Origin of the sequence: Enterococcus faecium (assembly GCF_029023785.1) — a bacterium.
Classification (GTDB): Bacteria; Bacillota; Bacilli; order Lactobacillales; family Enterococcaceae; genus Enterococcus_B; species Enterococcus_B faecium.
Map to the genome: position 1 here is coordinate 94,509 of NZ_CP118955.1, position 20,720 is coordinate 115,228.

General features: G+C 39.2%; 17 protein-coding genes. 15 read left to right on the plus strand and 2 right to left on the minus strand.

Translation table 11 applies throughout. The features are described from left to right. The first annotated feature begins 34 nt into the window (after positions 1-34). The 10 genes from PYW34_RS00515 to gshAB all read left to right on the plus strand — a co-directional run bounded on the left by PYW34_RS00515 (position 35) and on the right by gshAB (position 14,611). Entirely contained in the window at positions 35-1,039 is a 1,005-nt protein-coding gene (locus PYW34_RS00515; RefSeq protein WP_002287889.1) for an ABC transporter ATP-binding protein, read from the plus strand. Continuing rightward, positions 1,040-1,984 (plus strand): ABC transporter ATP-binding protein, encoded by a 945-nt coding sequence (locus PYW34_RS00520; protein WP_002287891.1) that lies wholly within the window; start codon positions 1,040-1,042, stop codon positions 1,982-1,984. Continuing rightward, on the plus strand, positions 1,984-2,946 hold the full coding sequence (gene opp4B / locus PYW34_RS00525; RefSeq protein WP_002287892.1) for an oligopeptide ABC transporter permease: 963 nt from the start codon (positions 1,984-1,986) through the stop codon (positions 2,944-2,946). Before PYW34_RS00520 ends, opp4B begins: the two co-directional genes overlap by 1 nt. A gap of 26 nt (positions 2,947-2,972) precedes the next feature. After that, entirely contained in the window at positions 2,973-3,887 is a 915-nt protein-coding gene (locus tag PYW34_RS00530) for an ABC transporter permease (protein WP_002287893.1), read from the plus strand. A 25-nt stretch (positions 3,888-3,912) separates the two neighbouring features. Next, the gene (locus PYW34_RS00535; RefSeq protein ID WP_002294293.1) at positions 3,913-5,694 is read left to right on the plus strand and encodes an oligopeptide ABC transporter substrate-binding protein; all 1,782 of its coding nucleotides are present in this window, start codon (positions 3,913-3,915) and stop codon (positions 5,692-5,694) included. Between the two features lie 347 nt (positions 5,695-6,041). Beyond that, entirely contained in the window at positions 6,042-6,728 is a 687-nt protein-coding gene (gene rnc, locus PYW34_RS00540) for a ribonuclease III (RefSeq protein WP_002287896.1), read from the plus strand. Positions 6,729-6,747: 19 nt separating this feature from the next. After that, entirely contained in the window at positions 6,748-10,329 is a 3,582-nt protein-coding gene (smc, locus tag PYW34_RS00545) for a chromosome segregation protein SMC (RefSeq protein WP_002294289.1), read from the plus strand. An 8-nt stretch (positions 10,330-10,337) separates the two neighbouring features. Next, on the plus strand, positions 10,338-11,147 hold the full coding sequence (locus tag PYW34_RS00550) for a Cof-type HAD-IIB family hydrolase (RefSeq protein WP_002287898.1): 810 nt from the start codon (positions 10,338-10,340) through the stop codon (positions 11,145-11,147). 11 nt (positions 11,148-11,158) lie between these two features. Further along, positions 11,159-12,157, plus strand: a complete 999-nt coding sequence (gene ftsY, locus PYW34_RS00555) for a signal recognition particle-docking protein FtsY (protein WP_002333198.1) — start codon at positions 11,159-11,161, stop codon at positions 12,155-12,157. Positions 12,158-12,343: 186 nt separating this feature from the next. Beyond that, entirely contained in the window at positions 12,344-14,611 is a 2,268-nt protein-coding gene (gshAB, locus tag PYW34_RS00560; protein ID WP_002294288.1) for a bifunctional glutamate--cysteine ligase GshA/glutathione synthetase GshB, read from the plus strand. An 87-nt stretch (positions 14,612-14,698) separates the two neighbouring features. On the opposite strand, the gene PYW34_RS00565 is transcribed toward gshAB, so the two are convergent. Next, positions 14,699-15,151 (minus strand): YueI family protein, encoded by a 453-nt coding sequence (locus PYW34_RS00565; RefSeq protein WP_002294287.1) that lies wholly within the window; start codon positions 15,149-15,151, stop codon positions 14,699-14,701. 150 nt (positions 15,152-15,301) lie between these two features. On the opposite strand from PYW34_RS00565, the gene PYW34_RS00570 reads away from it, so the two are divergent. From PYW34_RS00570 to PYW34_RS00585, 4 genes are read left to right on the plus strand one after another with little or no spacing between them, the layout of a single operon-like run. Continuing rightward, entirely contained in the window at positions 15,302-16,252 is a 951-nt protein-coding gene (locus tag PYW34_RS00570; RefSeq protein WP_002294286.1) for an ABC transporter permease, read from the plus strand. Then, the gene (locus tag PYW34_RS00575; protein ID WP_002294284.1) at positions 16,245-17,204 is read left to right on the plus strand and encodes an iron chelate uptake ABC transporter family permease subunit; all 960 of its coding nucleotides are present in this window, start codon (positions 16,245-16,247) and stop codon (positions 17,202-17,204) included. Before PYW34_RS00570 ends, PYW34_RS00575 begins: the two co-directional genes overlap by 8 nt. Then, positions 17,201-17,956 (plus strand): ABC transporter ATP-binding protein, encoded by a 756-nt coding sequence (locus PYW34_RS00580; RefSeq protein WP_002287907.1) that lies wholly within the window; start codon positions 17,201-17,203, stop codon positions 17,954-17,956. The genes PYW34_RS00575 and PYW34_RS00580 overlap by 4 nt, the downstream gene beginning before the upstream one ends. Before the next feature lie 22 nt (positions 17,957-17,978). After that, positions 17,979-18,932 (plus strand): siderophore ABC transporter substrate-binding protein, encoded by a 954-nt coding sequence (locus PYW34_RS00585; RefSeq protein WP_002294283.1) that lies wholly within the window; start codon positions 17,979-17,981, stop codon positions 18,930-18,932. Between the two features lie 778 nt (positions 18,933-19,710). Here PYW34_RS00585 and PYW34_RS00590 read toward each other — a convergent pair. Beyond that, positions 19,711-20,007, minus strand: coding sequence for a phenylalanyl-tRNA synthetase subunit alpha (locus PYW34_RS00590; protein WP_002287909.1), 297 nt, complete (start codon positions 20,005-20,007; stop codon positions 19,711-19,713). A 355-nt stretch (positions 20,008-20,362) separates the two neighbouring features. Between PYW34_RS00590 and PYW34_RS00595 the strand changes: the two genes are divergently transcribed. Then, positions 20,363-20,719: an iron-sulfur cluster biosynthesis family protein gene (locus tag PYW34_RS00595; RefSeq protein WP_002287910.1), complete on the plus strand. Its 357-nt coding sequence runs from the start codon at positions 20,363-20,365 to the stop codon at positions 20,717-20,719. Position 20,720 lies beyond the last annotated feature (1 nt).

Here is a 20,720-nt window from a genome sequence, read left to right on the forward strand (position 1 = left end):
AACTTCCATTTAGGAAGCAGAGAGGGGTATTCGATTGTCCGATAACCAATTATTAGAAGTTCAGAACCTACATACAGGATTCCGACTCAAAGATGACTATTACGATGCAGTAGATGACGTTTCATTTACTTTAGACAAAAACGAGATTTTAGCAATCGTTGGGGAATCTGGGTGCGGGAAAAGTACCTTGGCTACTACGATTATGGGATTACTTGATCCTAATAACACAAAAATTACAGGTGAGATTTTATATAACGATCTGAATTTAATCGACCTGAACGAAACGCTCTATAATAAAATCCGCGGAAATGATATCGGAATGATTTTCCAAGATCCGTTGTCTGCATTAAATCCTCTCATGAGAATCGAAGACCAGATCAAAGAAGGACTTTCCTATCACACAAAGATGAATGCAGAACAGCGTCAAGCTCGTGCACTAGAATTGCTAGAACAAGTAGGGATTCCTAATCCTGCGAGAGTTGGACGCCAATATCCCCATGAACTATCAGGCGGTATGAGACAACGTGTCATCATCGCAATCGCAATCGCCTGCAAACCTCCAATCGTCATTGCAGATGAACCGACGACAGCCCTAGATGTAACCATCCAAGCACAGATTCTTGATTTACTGAAAGACCTTCAGGAAGAAACAAAAACAGGGATCATCTTGATCACTCATGACTTAGGAGTCGTAGCAGAAATGGCTGATCGAGTGGCAGTGATGTATGGCGGACAGTTCGTTGAAGTAGCAGGTGTAAAAGAACTGTTTGATCATCCTAAGCATCCTTATACACGCTCTTTACTGAACTCTATACCACAAGAAGGAAATCATGATGCAGAACTCCATGTGATCGAAGGTGTCGTTCCTTCTCTGAAAAACATGCCTCGTAAAGGTTGTCGGTTTGCACCACGTATTCCATGGATACCAGCAAGCGATCATGAAGAAGAGCCTATCCTTCATGAAGTCGCACCGAACCACTTGGTACGTTGCTCCTGCTATAAGCATTTCCACTTTAGAGACGAAAAAGGAGAGGTGTAGATGACAGAATTAATCACAATCAAAGACCTGAAAGTTCATTACCCTATTCGCAGTGGATTCTTCAATCGAGTAACGGATCATGTATATGCTGTAGATGGTGTGGATTTTATTATCGAAAAAGGAAAGACATATGGTTTAGTGGGAGAGTCTGGCTCTGGAAAATCTACTACGGGAAAAGCCGTTGTGGGATTAGAAAAGGTGACAGCCGGACAAATCATGTATGAAGGAAAAGATGTAACGAAGCGAAGCAACCGCAAAAAAATGGGTTATAACAAGGATGTGCAGATGATCTTCCAAGATTCAATGTCCAGTTTGAATCCTAAAAAGCGAGTGTTGGATATCATTGCTGAACCCATCCGAAATTTTGAACGGTTAAGCGATCAAGAAGAAAAGAAAAAGGTAAAAGGACTGCTAGATATCGTTGGGATGCCGGAAGATGCGCTATATAAATATCCTCATGAATTTTCAGGCGGACAACGTCAACGTCTAGGAGTAGCCCGTGCTGTTGCTACCAATCCAAAACTGATCGTAGCCGATGAACCTGTATCTGCTCTGGATCTATCTGTTCAAGCGCAAGTATTGAATTTCATGAAACGAATCCAGCAAGAATACGGCCTCAGCTATTTATTCATTTCACATGATTTAGGTGTAGTAAAACACATGTGCGACAATATCGCAATTATGTACAAAGGTCGATTTGTAGAAATCGGTACAAGAGAAGACATTTATAATGACCCGCGACATATCTATACGAAACGTCTGCTTTCAGCTATTCCGCAAATCGATGTAGAAAATAGGGAAAGCCACAAAGAAAATCGACGAAGAGTAGAACAAGAGTATATCCAAAACCAAAAAGAATACTATGATGCGACTGGTCGAGTCTACGATTTGCGTACGATCACAACTACACACAAAGTGGCGTTGAAAGATGGAGGTGCAAGCTAATGTGGAAAACGATTCTGCGACGTGTTTTATTGATGATCCCGCAAGTTATTATTTTAAGTGTTCTGATCTTCTTATTAGCCCAAGCGATGCCGGGGGATCCATTTACCGGTTTGATCAATCCAAATCAGGATCCGGCAGTGATCGAACAGATGCGACAAGCAGCTGGCTTGAATGACCCATGGTATGTCCAGTACTTCCGTTGGATCGGAAATGCTTTGCAAGGCGATTTTGGTCAAAGTTTCTTATACAAACGCTCTGTTGCTGACTTGATCGGCGAACGGATCATCAACACTTTATATCTATCGATCTTGACAGTTGTCCTTACTTATTTGATTGCTGTGCCTCTGGGGATGCTTGCTGGCCGGTATCAAAATTCAATCTTGGATAAGATTGTCGTAATCTACAACTTCTTTAGTTTTGCTGTTCCTTTATTTATCTTCGGCTTGATCATGCTATTTGTTTTTGGTTATCGTTTAGGCTGGTTCCCAACAAGTGGATCACAAACACTAGGTTTGCAAGGTGGATTTATCACTCAATGGATAGACCGTTTGAAATATATTCTGTTACCATCAATTACCCAAGCATTTTTGGCGACTGCCGTCACAATCCAATATCTGCGAAGTGAAGTAATCGATTCGAAATCGCTCGATTTTGTCAGAACAGCCCGTTCCAAAGGGGTACCGACGAATAAAGTATTCAGTCGACATATTTTCCGAAATGCAGCGTTGCCGATGGCTTCTCAAATGGGGTATGAAATCACTTCGTTGATTGCTGGTTCTGTAGTTATCGAAAAGATTTTTGGTTATCCGGGAGTCGGAAAACTATTTATTGATTCCATCGGCCAACGGGACTATACCGTGATCACATCCTTAGTATTGATTTTAGGAATCGCGACGCTAGTGGGGACATTACTTTCAGATATCATCATGAGTATCGTTGACCCGCGTATTCGGATTCAATAAAACCAATCAGAAAGGAGAATGGATCGATGAGTGAAAAAAACAATACAGCAGTTCAAGAAAGTATTCCTCCTATGGGGATACGAATGATTGCTCGAGAATTTAAAAAAGATAAAATTGCTATTTTTTCATTAGGTTTGCTAGTGGTTTTATTATTAGTGATCTTTATCGGTGCGATGCTGACCGATCAAGACAAAGTGATGTATGTTAGTATCTTCGACAAATACGCTGCACCAGGAACAGTTTCGACACAAGGACAAAAGTTCATTCTGGGAGCAGATGAAGGCGGACGTGATGTATTAGGACAATTGATCATAGGTGCTAGAAACTCTGTTACGATCGGATTTGCGATCACGATCCTTACTTCGATCATCGGGGTTGGATTAGGGATCATCTCTGGCTACTACGGAGGGATCATTGACAACATCTTGATGCGGATCGTTGATTTTATCATGATTCTACCGATCATGCTGATCATTATCGTCTTCGTATCGATTATTTCCAGATACAATGTCTGGTCCTTTATTTTCATCATGAGTGCATTTTATTGGGTAGCTAAAGCCCGATTATTCCGAAGCAAGACATTATCTGAAGCAAGAAGAGATTATGTCAGTGCCTCAAAAACAATGGGAACGAATGATTTTAAAATCATGTTCCGCGAAATCATGCCGAATCTAAGTTCATTAATCATTACTAATTTGACGATGAACTTTGCGGCAAACATCGGTATCGAGACAACTTTGACTTTCTTAGGTTTCGGCTTGCCGGCAAATGTACCTAGTTTAGGTACATTGATCGGTTATGCAAGTAACGGAGAAGTCTTAGTGAATCGGCAATGGATCTGGTTACCCGCATCAATCCTTATTTTAGTTTTGATGTTGAGTATCAATTATGTTGGACAAGCATTCAAGCGTTCTGCAGATGCGCGCCAACGGTTAGGCTAGTATAGAAGCGAAGGGGGAAATAGGAATGAAGAAAACGATTTTTGGATTTGCAGCGCTGATGTCTGCTGTCGTTCTTGCAGCATGCGGGGGCGGAGGTACAGATACCTCTGGAAACAACTCTGGAGGCAACGGCAATAACAAAGAGGAATTAACTTTTCCAATTGCAACAAAAAATAATGATGATGCAATCGAAGACGGCGAATTAGAAGCTGCGGTCGCAACGGACAGTCAGTTTAAAGGATTGTTCCAGTGGGAGTTTTACCAAGATTCATATGATGCAGCTTTTATGGCTCCTTCTCATGAACCGCTATTTGCAAACGATGACGATTTCAGAATCACAGACGACGGAGCTGCAACGCTTGATCTAGATGAAGATACGAAAAAAGCGACAATCAAAGTAAAAGACAACGTCAAATGGTCAGATGGTGAAGATGTAACGGCGGACGATGTGATTTTCCCTTACGAAATCATTGGGAATAAAGATTACACTGGTATACGTTATGACGACACTTTCCGTAACATCGTAGGTATGGAAGAATATCATGATGGAAGTGCCGACACAATCTCCGGAATCAAAAAAATAGACGACAAAACAGTTGAAATCGAATATAAAGAAGTAAACCCAAGCATGCTTCAATCGGGTGGTGGTATCTGGTCATATGCAGCACCAAAACATACGTTAGAAGGTGTAGCAATCAAAGATATGGAATCAAGCGATCAAGTACGTAAAAATCCAGTAACTTTTGGCCCTTATTACATGAGTAATATCGTTGCAGGAGAATCAGTAGAATACTTGCCAAACGAGCACTACTGGAATGGTACGCCTAAATTGAAAAAGATCACGATGAAATCTGTACCGATTGCAAGTGCAACTGAAGCATTGAACTCTAAATTATATGATATGATTTTCCAAATGCCAACAGATACTTACGATACCTATAAAGAAATTGCTGGCTATACAAACTTAGGCCGTGAACAAACTTCTTATACTTATCTAGGATTCAAGTTAGGTAAATGGAATGCAGATACAAAGAGTGTGGAATACAATCCAGATTCAAAAATGGCTGATAAATCATTACGTCAAGCAATGGGCTATGCACTAGATAATGATGCAGTAGGTGAACGTTTCTATGCAGGTTTGAGAAGCAATGCGACTTCATTGATTCCTCCAGTATTCCAGTCATATCATGATGATGAGATGAAAGGATTCACACAAGATCTAGACAAAGCGAAAAAACTATTAGATGATGCTGGCTACAAAGATGTGGATGACGATGGTTTAAGAGAAGACAAAGATGGAAATAAACTAACAATCAACTTTGCTTCGATGTCCGGTGGGGAAACAGCGCAACCATTGGCAGATTACTATATCCAACAATGGAAAGAAATTGGTTTGGATGTCCAATACACAACAGGTCGTCTGATCGAATTCAACTCTTTCTATGATAAATTAGAAAACGATGATCCTGAAATCGATGTTTACCAAGCTGCTTGGAATACAGGAACTGATCCAAATCCAAGTGGACTATGGGGACCAAATGCTGCGTTCAACTACACTCGTTATGAATCAGAAGAAAATACAAAATTGATCAACGATATCAGTTCAAGCAAAGCATTTGATGAAGAGTACCAAAAAGAAGCATATCAAAAATGGCAACAATATGCGTTTGAAGAAGCATTTGCGATTCCAACGTTGTTCCGTAATGAAGTATTGCCAGTCAACGACCGTGTCAAAGACTGGGATTGGTCTTATGATGTACCAAACCCATGGGCAAATGTTTCTGTTACAGCAGATTCACGTTCATAATCACTAAAAATGACCGAAAAAGGGCGATGTCCTTTTTCGGTTTTTTAATATTTTTCTGTTTATTTCTCTAATATTCAGGTCAAGGCGCTGTTTCCATGACTTTTCCAATAAACGGTGTACAAAGTCCAGTTTCTCGGTATTAAGTCAAATTTATGCAAAAATATGGAAAGCCATTTTCACAAAATTTTTTCTTCATACTCGAAACTAAACGAATTTTTCACAACTTTTCGACAATCACTAGGATTATTAAAGCTTTACTTACCTTTTGACCGAACCATTTCAAATTTGACAAAAAACCAGTATAATAAGGAAGTATCGAAAAAATATCCATAAAAGGAATGTGGAAAATGGACAACCAGCTGACAAAAGAACTAAAAGAAAACTATAACATCGTTTTTCACGATCTAAATTTGCTTGAACAAGCTTTTACCCATTCATCCTATGTGAATGAGCATCGCAATCTGCAATTATCGGATAATGAGCGACTTGAATTTTTAGGAGATGCCGTTTTAGAACTGATGGTTTCTCAGTATTTATTCCGTTTATATCCTCATTTGCCAGAAGGAAAATTGACAAAAACACGAGCTGCGATCGTTCGCGAAGACAGCTTGTCGAAATTTGCCAAAGAATGTCACTTTGATCAATATGTTCTGTTGGGCAAGGGAGAAGAGAATTCAGGAGGACGTACGCGACCAGCATTGCTTTGCGACCTATTCGAAGCTTTTTTAGGCGCGTTATATCTTGACCAGGGATTCGACACGACCCATGCATTCATCGAAAAAGTGATTTTTCCTAAAGTCAAAGCAGGTGCTTTTTCACATGAGATGGATCATAAAACAAAACTACAAGAAGTCTTGCAAAAATCAGGTGATGTATCAATCGAATACCGATTGATCAATGAAGAAGGTCCAGCTCATGAACGAGTATTTTGGATCGAAGTTTATGTAGATGATCAATTGATTGGCACTGGACAAGGAAAATCGAAAAAATTAGCAGAACAAGCTGCGGCGGAAAATGCATTGGCAGCACTGTAAAAGTAAGTGAGGGAAAGCTTTGTATTTGAAACGAATTGAAATAGCCGGTTTTAAATCATTTGCAGACAAGACAGTCATTGATTTTGAAAACAGCGTCACAGCAGTGGTTGGACCAAATGGCAGCGGAAAAAGCAATATTACAGAGGCTATCCGCTGGGTATTAGGAGAACAATCTGCTAAAAGTCTGCGAGGCGGAAAAATGCCGGATATCATCTTTGCCGGTTCCGATACCCGTAAGCAGCTGAATATTGCAGAAGTCACAGTGATTTTAGACAATAGTGATCATTATCTGCCATTGGAGTACAATGAGATCAGTGTAACCCGCCGTTATCGACGGACTGGGGAAAGCGAGTTTTTCATCAATAAACAAAGCTGCAGATTAAAAGATATCCAAGAATTGTTCTTAGATTCTGGATTAGGAAAAGAATCGTTCTCAATCATTTCTCAAGGAAAAGTAGAAGCGATTTTCAGTAGTAAACCGGAAGACCGTCGTGGGATCTTTGAAGAAGCAGCTGGTGTCTTGAAATACAAGCAGCGGAAAAAGAAAGCAGAACAGAAGCTTTTTGAAACAGAAGACAACCTCAGCCGCGTCCAAGACATCATCCACGAATTGGAAGAACAGTTAACTCCTTTGGCCGCCCAGAGTGAGGCAGCAAAGGAGTTTTTACGGCTAAAAGAAACACTGACTCAAACCGATGTCTCTTTGATGGTTGCCGAAATCAAGACAGCAAAAAAAGATTGGGACAACAAACAAGCACAGCTTGCGAAATTCAATCTAGAATTAGGCAAACTATCTGAGTCGATCCAAGAACAAGAATCCATTTTGGCGAAGCAGCGTAAAGAAAATGCGCAAGCCGACCGTCTGATCGAAAAAAATCAGCAAGTATTATTAGATCTTTCGGAAAAACTGAAGCAGACAGAAGGACAAAAAGATGTTTTGCAGGAGCGGACAAAGCATACACAAAAAAGCTCGCAAGAATATCAAACTTCATTAGCAGAAGCACAAAAAAAGGTTAAACATTTTGAAAAGCTTCAAGAAAGCTTGATGAAAGAAGCAGCAGAAAAAGAAACAGAGATCCAAAAAGCTGAAGCAAATCTCATAAAAACACAGCAAGAATTAGAAAAATACCAAAAATCAACGAAAGAATTATTGGCAGAATTAAGAGATCAATATGTTGATTTGATGCAAGAACAAGCAGCTGTAGGAAACGAACTGAAGTATCTAGAACGTCAATATATACAAGAAACAGCAAAAAGCAAGCAGACGTTAGCCAAGCAATCGGAAGTAGAAGCATCAGTAGATCGATTGATCTTACAAAAAGAAGAATTGACACAAAAGCAGGCGCAGCTAAAATCATCTTTAACTGAAACAAAAGAGAAGTTAGAAATGATCCAACAAAACGGGAAAAAGTTCCAAGAAGCATTAGCAAAAGAACAGCCTAAAATGTATCAATTAATGAATCAAGTCCAGCAGCTGCGTGCTCGTAAGAAAAGCCTTCAAGAAATCCAAGAAAACTATTTTGGTTTTTACCAAGGGGTACGATTGGTCTTGCAGCATAAACAGCAGCTTTCGGGTATTGTCGGAGCAGTGGCTGAACTGATCGATGTTCCTGCAGATTTCACGTTAGCTATCGAAACAGCTTTAGGTGGGGCAGCCCAGCATGTCATCGTTGAAAATGAAAAAGATGCTCGGCAAGCCATCACGTATTTGAAACAGCAAAGAGGAGGAAGAGCAACATTCCTTCCACTGACGACAATCAAACCAAGACAATTACCGGCTCATATATTGACACAAGCAGCAGCTGTAGAAGGATTTATAGGGATTGCCAGTGAACAAGTCAGTTATCCCGATCAAATCCAAACTGTGGTTCAAAACCTGCTAGGAACGATCCTTTTAGCCAAAGACTTAACTAGTGCCAATGCAATCGCGCAAACGATCCGCTATCAATATCGAGTGGTTTCCTTAGAAGGTGATGTGATGAATGCCGGAGGATCCATGACAGGCGGAGCGAATAAACGAGGAAACCAAGGCAGTTTGTTTGTACAAAATCAAGAATTGAAACAGTTGACTAGTGAATTTGAAGAAGCAGATAAACAACTCCAAGCACAAGAAAAAAAAGTTCAGGAGCTGCAACAAGAAACAGCTCGTATAGCCGAAGAACAAGAAGTTTTGCGTACACGAGGCGAACAATTACGTTTTGAAGAACAAGAAGCGACAAATCAGCTGCAAAACATCATAAATGAACTTGAACGTTTTGAAAAAGAAAAGCAAATCTCAACTTTTGAGACACGTGAACTGCAGCAGTTTATCGAAGATTACGAAAAGCAAACGAACGAATTGAAAGACAAACAAACAGATCTTGAATCGCAACGACAAAAAATCGACGAAGAAATCAAATCGTTAAGTCAAGAAAGCGACCAGATGGAAGCCAGAAGAGCACAAGTACAAAGTCAAAAAGCACAAGAACAAGCAGATCTTGCTGTCTTGAAAGAGCAGTTTAATCATCTGCAGATCCAGCTCCGCGGTGCCCGAGTCCAAAAAGCAGAGGCAACCGAACGTCAAGAAGCGATAGAAAAGCAGTTGGCGACATTGACAGCAGACTTTTCTGATCATGAAGTCACAGAAGAAAGTTTGGAAAAACAAATTAACGAATTATCTGCTCAGCGAGAAACATTAAAAGCCGAGTTGGCAAAAGCCAAAGAGCAGCGAGATAGAAGGCAAAAGGAGATCGATAAGCTTGAAGCAGTCTTGGCAGAGCGTAATCGTGAGCAAAAAGCACGACTGTCGGAACAATCCAAATTAGAAGTCCAAAAAGACCGAGCTGAAATGATTTTAGATAATCATTTGACCTATCTGCAGTCAGAATATCAGCTGACATTTGAGAAAGCTTCCCAAGACTATCAAGAAACAACCGATATCGAAGACAGTAGAACAAAGGTTTCATCCTTAAAAGAACAGATTGAAAAACTGGGACCAGTAAACTTAAATTCAATCGAACAATACGAACAAGTCAGTGAAAGACATACATTCTTAGCAACACAGCGAGATGATCTGTTAGCAGCGAAAAACCAATTGTTTGAAACGATGGATGAGATGGATGATGAAGTGCGGACAAGATTCAAAGAAGTATTTGAAGCTATCCGTCAAGAATTCAAAATTGTCTTTCCAAATATGTTTGGCGGCGGTAAAGCTGAATTAGTACTGACAGAACCAACTGATTTGCTGAAAACAGGTATTGAGATTGAAGTACAACCTCCTGGCAAAAAACTGCAAAGTCTAAGTTTGCTTTCTGGAGGAGAACGAGCACTTACAGCCATCGCGTTGCTCTTTTCCATTATCCGTGTCTGTCCTGTTCCGTTTTGTATCTTAGATGAGGTAGAAGCAGCGTTAGATGAAGCCAACGTGAAACGTTTTGGTCGTTACTTGAGCGATTTCCAAGATGACACACAATTTATCGTAGTCACACACCGCAAAGGAACGATGGTCGCAGCAGATGTACTGTACGGAGTGACGATGCAGGAATCCGGTGTATCAAAAATCGTTTCTGTACGGATGGAAGATATCAATGAAGAGGCGAAAATCAACGAAACGAAAGTGTAGGAACGAAAATGATCAAATTAGTAGCAATCGATTTGGACGGTACATTATTAAATGAACAAAAGCTGATTTCAGATGAGAATAAACAAGCATTAGCACAAGCAAAACAGCAAGGGGTCAAGATCGTTCTATGTACAGGACGCCCCTTAGCTGCGATGGCGCATTATCTGCAAGAATTAGGACTGGTAGATGAAGGTGACTACAGCATCACTTTCAACGGCGGTTTGGTACAAAAAAATGATACTGGTGAAATCATGGAAAAGAAAGTGATGGAAGTATCAGATATCCAACGCTTATACAAACTGGCTCAGCAATTGGATCTGCCACTAGATGTTTTGTCTGACAATGTGGTTTTACAGCTGCCTAGTGCCCCAAGGAAGCAATCCTTGTACAATGTGTTGAATAAGCTGCTGCAATTCCAACCAGCGGATATAAGCGATATTACAGATGAATTTGTGCTTAATAAGGCAGTAATCGCTTATGACCAAGAAGAATTAGATCCTAAAATCAAAGAAATACCAGCAGAATTCCATGAAATGTATGAGATCATCAAAACGAGAAGTATGCTTTTGGAATTTATGCCAAAAGGTGTTACAAAAGCTTATGGTATTTCTTTATTGGCAAAAGATCTTGGTTTGAAACAAGAAGAAATCATGGCAATCGGTGATGAAGAAAATGATTTACCGATGATCCAATATGCTGGACTAGGCGTAGCGATGGAGAATGCTGTGCCTTTCGTCAAAGAAGCAGCAGATTTCGTGACAGCCAGCAATGAAGAAAATGGCGTAGCCAAAGTGATCCAAAAATTTGTATTAGAGTAGGGGGGAGTCAAATGGGATTTTTTGATAAAATCAAGCGTGCTTTTACTGGCGAAGAGAAAACAGAAGAAGTTGAAGTACAGGAGAAGTACGACAAGGGTTTAGAAAAGACGCGTAAAACATTTGGTGAACGGATGAATGAGTTGTTTGCCAATTTTCGAACAGTCGATGAAGACTTTTTTGAAGAATTAGAAGAAACACTTATCGGTGCAGATGTAGGTTTTGAAACAGCGATACGAATCACCGAAGCATTACGTCAAGAAGTGAAACTCAGAAATGCGAAAAAATCGGCAGAAGTCCAAAATGCGATCATCGAGAAACTTGTGGATCTCTATGAAGCGGAAGGAATTAATGAAGTAAATGAACTAAATATCCAAGAAGACGGACTAACAGTTATTTTGTTTGTCGGTGTTAATGGTGTAGGGAAAACAACAAGTATTGGTAAACTTGCCCATCAGTTCAAAAACGAAGGTAAAAAAGTATTGATGGCAGCAGCAGATACCTTCCGCGCTGGAGCAATCGACCAGTTAGTTGTCTGGGGCGAACGCGCTGGTGTTGAAGTTGTTCGTGGCAATGCAGGCGGCGATCCAGCAGCTGTCGTATTCGATGCTTTGGAAAAAGCAAAGACAGAGCAGGCAGATGTTTTACTAGTTGATACTGCAGGCCGACTGCAAAATAAAGTGAACTTGATGAACGAATTAGAAAAAATAAAACGAGTAATCCAGCGGGAATTACCAGAAGCACCCCAAGAAACACTTCTTGTACTAGATGCAACCACTGGTCAAAACGCGATGGTTCAAGCAAAACAATTCAAAGAAACAACAGATGTGACCGGTCTTGTTTTGACAAAATTAGATGGTACAGCAAAGGGCGGTATCGTACTTGCTATCCGTAATGAATTGCATTTACCAGTGAAATTGGTCGGTCTTGGTGAAGGAATCGATGACTTGGAGCCGTTTGATCCAAATGATTTTGTCGTTGGATTGTTCAAAGGATTACTAAAAGAAGAATAACCCATGTCTAAAAAGCAGGAGCTGTGACAAAAGTTGCAGCTCCTTGTTTGAATGATTGTTTTTAACATAGCTGTGTTTTTGATGCCTTCATTTTTATACTTATTTGTAAGCGGTTCTCAAACAATTTCGTTCTTTTTCTTAGACTTTTTGATTATAATTAGATTCATATGAATTGGAGGTCACTTAATGATGAATTTTAAGCAATTATTATTGCATGTCAATGCGCGCCCTTTTATCGACCAAGCTCGATTTGGTATAGAACGGGAAGGACAGCGGGTTGATCTTGCAGGAAATCTAGCAAAAACCGATCATCCAGCAATCTTTGGCGATCGATCCTATCACCCCTATATCCAAACAGATTTTAGCGAAACACAGACAGAGATGATCACTCCTGTTACCGATTCTATTCCCGAATTATTTCAGTATCTCGCTGCTGTTTATGATGTGACTGCTCGTTCTATACCGAAAGAAGAGATGATCTGGCCATTAAGTATGCCACCTGCCTTACCGGAAAAAGACGAAGCGATCATTATTGCAAAATTAAAAAATTTCGAAGATGTCTTGTATCGACGTTATTTAGCAAAAGAATACGGGAAGCGAAAACAGATGGTAAGCGGTATCCATTTCAATTTTGAATTTGGCGATGAGTTGCTAAGAACATTGTTCAGCCATCAGGAAGAATTTCAAGATTTTTCCGAATTCAAAACAGAACTTTATTTGAAAACGGCGAGAAACTTTATGCGCTATCGCTGGATGATCACTTATTTATTCGGTGCTTCACCAATGAGTGAGAAGAACTACTTTTTAGATGAATCACATCCGCAAGAACCTGTTCGCAGTATTCGTAACAGTGCGCTGGGCTATACGAATCATCCAAATGTGAAAGTTTCCTATGCTTCTATGAAACAGTATTTAGCAGATATCGAGCGAATGATCGAAGAAGGGAAACTTTCGGAGGAGAAAGAATTTTATACACCGCTTCGTTTCCGAGGCGGAAAGAAAGTCGCAGATTTAGCAACAACAGGTGTTCGTTATATTGAATTGCGGAATATCGATTTGAATCCTTATGCAAGATTGGGTATCAATCCAGAGCAAGTTCGGTTCTTACAATTATTCCTGATGTACATGTTATGGACAGAAGAAAAAGAAGACTGTGACCAATGGGTAGCAGAAGGTACGACTCGAAATAACAAAGTAGCACTAGAACAACCATCAGATCAAACAGAATTTCATCAAGAAGGTAGAGAAATTCTTGAAGGGATGAAGCAAATGCTGGTTGAATTGGATTGGTTGGATTCTCTTTATTTAGTAGAGGAAGCATTGACTCAAATGGATCATCCTGAACAAACGTTAGCAGCGAAACTCTATCAAGAAGCACAGCTATCGAGTCAGCAAGAAGTTGCTGTGGCATTGGGACATCAATATTATAAAGAAAGCCATGAACGTCCCTATCAGTTGGCCGGTTTTCGCGAAATGGAACTTTCTACTCAGATATTTATGTTCGATGCCATCCAAAAAGGTGTCCAAGTCAAAGTATTAGATGAGTCGGATCAATTTTTGCGTCTGCAATTCCAAGACCATGTAGAATATGTGAAAAATGCAAACATGACAAGTAAGGACAGCTATATCGTCCCACTTATCATGGAAAACAAAACAGTAACGAAAAAAGTCTTAAAAGAAGCTGGGTTCCGGGTACCAGGAGGCGCAGAATTTTCATCCATGGAAGAAGCGGTAAAAGCTTATCCGAGATTTGCCGAGCAGGCATTTGTGATCAAACCTAAATCAACCAATTACGGGTTAGGTATCACGATTTTCAAGGAAGGAGCTAGTCTGGAAGATTATCAAGCAGGTTTAGCCATTGCTTTTCGTGAAGACAGTTCGGTTTTAGTAGAAGAATTTATGCCGGGAACGGAATATCGTTTCTTTGTGATCGACGGAGAAGTCCAAGCCATCATGTTGCGAGTCCCTGCTAATGTTATTGGTGACGGTATCCGAACAGTGAAAGAACTTGTTGAAGAAAAAAATAGTGACCCTTTGCGTGGAACGAATCATCGTGCACCTTTAGAATTGATCCAATTAGGTGAATTAGAACAATTGATGTTGAAAGAACAAGGGTTGACGATCGAATCAGTTCCCCAAGCCAATCAAATTGTTTATCTAAGGGAGAACTCAAATATCAGTACAGGTGGTGATTCGATCGATATGACTGATGAATTTTCTGAAGCTTACAAAAAAATCGCCGTTTCTGCGGTAGAAGCACTAGGAGCTAAGATTAGTGGTATCGATTTGATTATACCAGATAAAGAAATCGATCCTACAACTGATAAAAAAGCATATGGGATCATCGAAGCAAATTTCAATCCAGCCATGCATATGCATGTTTATCCCTTTGCAGGAAAAGGCAGAAGATTGACGATGAATGTATTGAAATTGTTATATCCTGAAGTATTTTAAAAGAAAAAGCTTTTGACAGATTGTCCTATTTGATGTCAATCTGATCAAAAGCTTTTTTGCATGTAAAAATTTATGTGTTTTTTCGTTTTAAAATAAACGATCCCAGAAGCTTTTTTTCTTTTTTGGTTTTTCTTTTTCAACTGGCGAAGAGTTTTCTTCTGGGTATTTTTTTTCGATATCAATCACAGGTTCATTTACTGCTTCTTTTGCTGTTAAGAGCAATCCGAATTCCTCAGGATTTGCAGTGACGTAATCGTTGACTACAGTAAATCGGCTATTGTTTTTCGTTGCTAGCTGGATATATTGGTTTTGGACAGAAAGGGGTAGAGCCCCATTCAAGAGTATGGAAGCATCTGGATGTTTTTTGAGTTCTTTTAAAAAGTTTTCTTTGTTTTTTGGTTGGATCATTTCAGCAACAGTCATACTAAGATAGCAGCGTTCCCTGAATGTCCCTAAATATTTATGCTGTTCTTCAGGGTTCACTAAAGGTGTACCATAAAGTCCCTTATCCAAATGGCTTTTTACATCATCTTGTGCCATAAAAAATACCCTCCTTCTTCTCTTTGTCTTTCTTACGATTATAGCATATTCCCAATAATACCTAAAACATATGAAAAAGCGGTTGCTTTTGTTCAACGATTCACTTAAAATAAGAATGAAAATCATTCTCAATTAGAAAAGGTGGATTGGATGCGCTACGGACGACTAGTAGCATTATTAGTTATTTTAAGTAGTATTTCATTGTTCATCGGAGTATCGAATGTACAATTGTCAGAACTGCTCCAGTTAGATGGGCAAAGCTTACAAATCTTGCTAGTGACTCGTTTGCCACGAACGATTTGTTTGATCCTTGTGGGAGCGACCAGTAGTATTTGTGGGTTGATCATGCAACATTTGACCCAAAATAAATTTGTTTCACCAACGACTGCGGGCACGATGGATAGTGCGCGTTTAGGTATTTTAGTGGCTATGATTTTCCTACCTGGTGCATCCTTGATTGTCCGATCCTTGACAGCATTTTGCTTTGCTTTTGCAGGAACATTGCTTTTTTTATCCCTTACGCGATTGTTCCCCCAGAAAAATCAATTGATGCTTCCGTTGATTGGAGTCATGTTAGGGAATATCATTGGTTCAGTTGCTACTTTTTTTGCTTATCAATTCCAGTTGGTACAAAATATGACTTCATGGCTTCAAGGGAATTTTGCAACTGTGATACGAGGAAATTATGAGTTATTGTATGCTGTTGTTCCATTGTTGCTCTTGGTTTGGCTATTTGCTTACCGATTTACGATCATTGGTCTGGGCGAATCGTTTGCAGTAAATTTGGGAATAGATTACCAGAAGATGCAGTTTTTAGGCATTGGCTTAGTATCATTGGCTAGTGCAGTCATGTTGATCATGGTAGGAAGCATTCCTTTTATCGGAGTGATCATTCCGAATCTTGTCTCTAGAATATATGGAGATCAAGTGCACAAAACAATTGGCGTAACTGCTTTAGCAGGTAGTTTGTTCTTAGTATTTTGCGATCTTGTCGCTCGCGTGTTGATTTTTCCTTATGAAATACCAGTCAGTGTGATCGTTGGAATCATCGGTGGGGCTATCTTCCTTTATCTTCTGATAAGGGGGCGACGATATGCTTAAAAAAAAGCCATCTATTTTTATTGGTATGCTTGTTCTTGTTTTATTTGTTACAGGAATGTACTTGACGATCCATACATATGGAAACTGGCATTTTGCATGGGCATTGAGGAGTAAGAAAATTTTTGCATTTATCCTTGTCTCGCTAGCTGTCAGCAGTGCCACAATCAGCTTTCAGACAATTACGCATAACCAGTTTTTGACTCCTTCAGTATTGGGACTTGAGTCGTTATATGTCCTTGTCCAAACGGTCCTTTTCTTCTTTATCGGAGGAGTGACGATGCTTCAGCAGACAGGTACAGGTTTTTTCTTATTGAACGTTGGGCTGATGGTCGGGCTGAGTCTATTGTTATTTTTCTTTCTTTTGAAAAAAATGAGAGCGAATCTTTTTTTATTACTGATGTCAGGGATGATTTTAGGTACGCTTTTTGGTAGTGTCAGTACCTTTTTACAAGTCATCATGGATCCGAATGAGTATGATTTGCTTCAAGGCAGATTATTTGCAAGCTTTGGCAATATCCAGAGTCAGTATCTTTTGCCTGCTTCTTTGATCATTATCGGCTGCTGGTGCCTGTTATTTCGATATCGACATGTGCTAGACGTTTTCCATCTCGGAAATGAACAAGCAGTAAACCTCGGGATAGACACAGATCGTTTTGAATTTTTGATTTTATGTTGTGTCAGTCTTTTGACAGGGACATCAACGGCTCTTGTGGGTCCAGTTACTTTTTTAGGGTTTATTGTCGCAAATATCAGTTATCGTGTCTTTTCTACTTATCGTCATGGTCAGCTATTTATCGGAAGCTTTCTGGTAGCTATGCTGTTTCTGACAGGAGGACAGCTCGCAGTAGAGCAGATTTTCGGCTGGAATACAACAGTGAGTGTCGTCGTTGAATTTGTCGGAGGAATTTATTTTGTCACAAAATTGATTCGCGAAAGGAAGAGTATCCTATGATTGATTTACAAAAGGTCAATAAACTGTACCATGGAAAATCAGTGGTTAAAGATGTACAGTTAACGATTCCTGAAAAGAAGTTGACTGCTTTTATCGGTCCAAATGGTGCTGGAAAGTCAACGGTGTTGTCGATGATCAGTCGTTTGATACCAAAAGATACAGGTGAAATCTATTTAGACCATAACGAAGTAAAGGCTTGGAAATCCAATGAATTAGCAAAAAAATTATCGATCCTACGACAATCGAATGAAATAAATGTCCAAATTACCGTGAAAGAATTAGTAGAATTTGGACGATTTCCTTATACGAAAGGAAAATTGACGACAAAAGACGAGGAAATCGTTCAGGAATCACTGGAACACCTTGGGTTAGAAGAAATAGCGGATCAATCGATTGACACCCTTTCAGGCGGTCAACTCCAACGTGCGTATATTGCAATGGTGCTAGCGCAAGACACGGATTATATTTTACTGGATGAACCTTTGAACAATCTAGATATGAATTTTGCGGTTCAAATCATGCAGATTTTAAAAAATTTAGTACAAGAAATCGGGAAAACAATTGTTATTGTTCTTCATGATATCAACTTTGCTGCAAGTTATGCAGACGAAATTGTTGCGATGAAAGATGGACAGTTATTCACGCAAGGAACGACCCAAGAAATGATAAAAAAAGATGTATTGGACGAATTGTACGAAATGGACATACGGATTTGTGAGATTGAAGGCCGCAGATTCTGTCTTTATTTCTAAAACTAACATTAGGAGAGAAGAGATGAAAAAATTAGTAGTAGGTATCTTGATTCTAGCATCATTTGGTTTAGCAGCATGTGGAAATAGCAACAACACCAGTCAGGCAGATACAAAGAAAAGCAGCACACAAACTGAAACTACATTGACGATAACAGATAGTAATGGAGACCAAATCGAGGTGCCAAAGAATCCTGAAAAAGTCGTCGTATTCGACAATGGTTCTTTAGATACGATGGATGCTCTTGGTGTTGGAGATAAGGTAGTTGGAGCAGCTACGAGCAGCCTTCCTGAGTATCTTTCCTCCTATAAAAAAGTGGAATCAGCAGGTGGAATAAAAGAACCAGACTTAGAAAAAATTAATCAGCTTCAGCCAGATCTAATCATCATTTCTGGCCGACAAAGAGATTTTCAAAAAGATCTAAGTCAAATTGCTCCGACCATTTTCCTTTCTTTAGATGCGAAAAAGCCATGGGAATCTTTCCAGCAAAATGTCACTGCTTTAGGGGAGATCTTTGGTAAGCAAGAAGAAGCTAAAACTCAATTAGAGGAATTATCTAGTGCAATCGATCAGACGAAAAAGAAAGCAGAAGCGTCTGATAAAAAAGCACTAGTCACACTTGTGAATGAAGGGCAATTGTCAGCCTACGGATCTGGTTCTAGATTCGGTTTCATCCATGATTTATTTGGCTTTGAACAAGCAGATGATCAAATCGAAGCATCCACTCACGGTCAAAGTGTTTCTTATGAATATGTGCTAGAAAAAAATCCGGATATCTTATTTGTGGTAGACCGAACAAAAGCTATTGGTGGAGACGACAGCAAAGATGATATTTCTGCCAATGAACTGGTAGCACAAACGAATGCTGGTAAAAACCAGCAGATCATCTCCCTTGAACCAGATGTCTGGTATTTAAGCGGGGGCGGTTTAGAATCAATGAAACTGATGATCGAAGATGTGAATCAAGCATTTAAATAGCATAAATAACAGAGGATTAAACTCTCATACTATGTAACAATAATGTTTCTTACATTCTTAAATAGCAAGAGCCTATCCTCAAAGAAGTTATCAAAAACCATCCGTAAAATCGTATTGATGATTTTACGGATGGTTTTTATTTATTTGGGAAATCTTTTTTCAACGTGAATTCATTCTCTACATCATACGGGTTGATTCTAGAATGGGGAGTGGCAAAAAATAGTGTGATCCATTTTTTCAGCATCAAGATCGCCTCCTTTGATTTGAATCAAAGGTACAAAGCGAAACTTAGATAAAACTTAAATTTAGATATTTTTATTTTGTACCGATCTCTTCTTTAAACGATGTTCCATCTGCTGCTTCTCGGCAATAAGTCCACTAGACATTAGACTAGAAAATATGAGAAGCTATTTTCTGTCCAGCGTTCTTATTACTCAAAGCAAATCGTAGTTGTCACAATCTCTTCTAAACGATGTTCCATCTGCTGCTTCTCGGCAATAAGTCCACTAGACTAGAAAATATGAGAAGCTATTTTCTGTCCAGCGTTCTTATTACTCAAAGCAAATCGCAGTTGTCACAATCTCTTCTAAACGATGTTCCATCTGCTGCTTCTCGGCAATAAGTCCACTAGACATTAGACTAGAAAATATGAGAAGCTATTTTCTGTCCAGCGTTCTTATTACTCAAAGCAAATCGCAGTTGTCACAATCTCTTCTAAACAATGTTCAATCAGCTGACCTTCGGTATTAGCTCAAAGCACTGATTTCACAACCTCTATTTAGGCATGTGTCTCAGCAAGCGGTTGATAGTTGATGATCTGCATTTTTCGATAAAAATCGGCGGGAAGCTTACTCCACCGTTTTAATAATTGATAGAAATAACTCTCTTCTGCTTTGATTTTATACTCGCTTAATATCAATCCAAAACTATTCGTTTTTTTTGAAGCTAATTTTTTATAAATATCCAATGCTTTGGTTTTATCTTCATTGACAAAGAGTGTTTTTACTTCAATATAAGAACCCTCGATATTTTGTGTTTCTTCGATAAAATAGATGTTTTTTATATATTCCTTCATAGTGATTCCTCCAAAGAAGTCTTTTTATTTGATAAGTTTACTCTACCGAAGAGTTGTTAATAATCCGTGAACAAAAAGTAATTCTTTTTCCAATAGTTGTTAAAGGTTTTTTATTTTTTATAGTATTTTTTGTTATTTAAGAAAGGAATAAGGTTAAACAAATAACAGGTTGCTTTTTGGGTCTTTTTCCGTTCAAGAAACTGAACGAAGAAAAGGGAAAGTTGTCTCTTTTGTGATAAGAGAAATCATAATAAACGAATGACTTACTTTCCAATAAATTGAGAACAGTCAGAACCAGACAAATTAGTTGCATCTGATGAATAAAGTGATTATTCTATGACATGAGGTGATACAGATGAAATTAGAAGTGACAAAAGAAGCACAAGAAGTATTGAAGAATAAATTAGAAGCAGACGATCAACTTTTATTAGATATCGAAAACGGTGACGGTCCATTTGCAGAAAGCCAAGTCAGTTGCCAATTGGACACGGCATTTCGATTGATCATTGTCAAAAAAGATACACAAACAGATCTAAGTCTTTATTCTGTAGTGGCTGATACACCAGTTGGACCAATCAAAATCAAAGACAGTGCAATACTTTACATGGATGATCCATCCACACTTGCTTTAGAACCAACTTATAATAGTTTACAATTAAAAGGACCAAGCGGCTTGAGAAAAGGCAACTTGCAAGTTGTTCGAAAAGACTAGA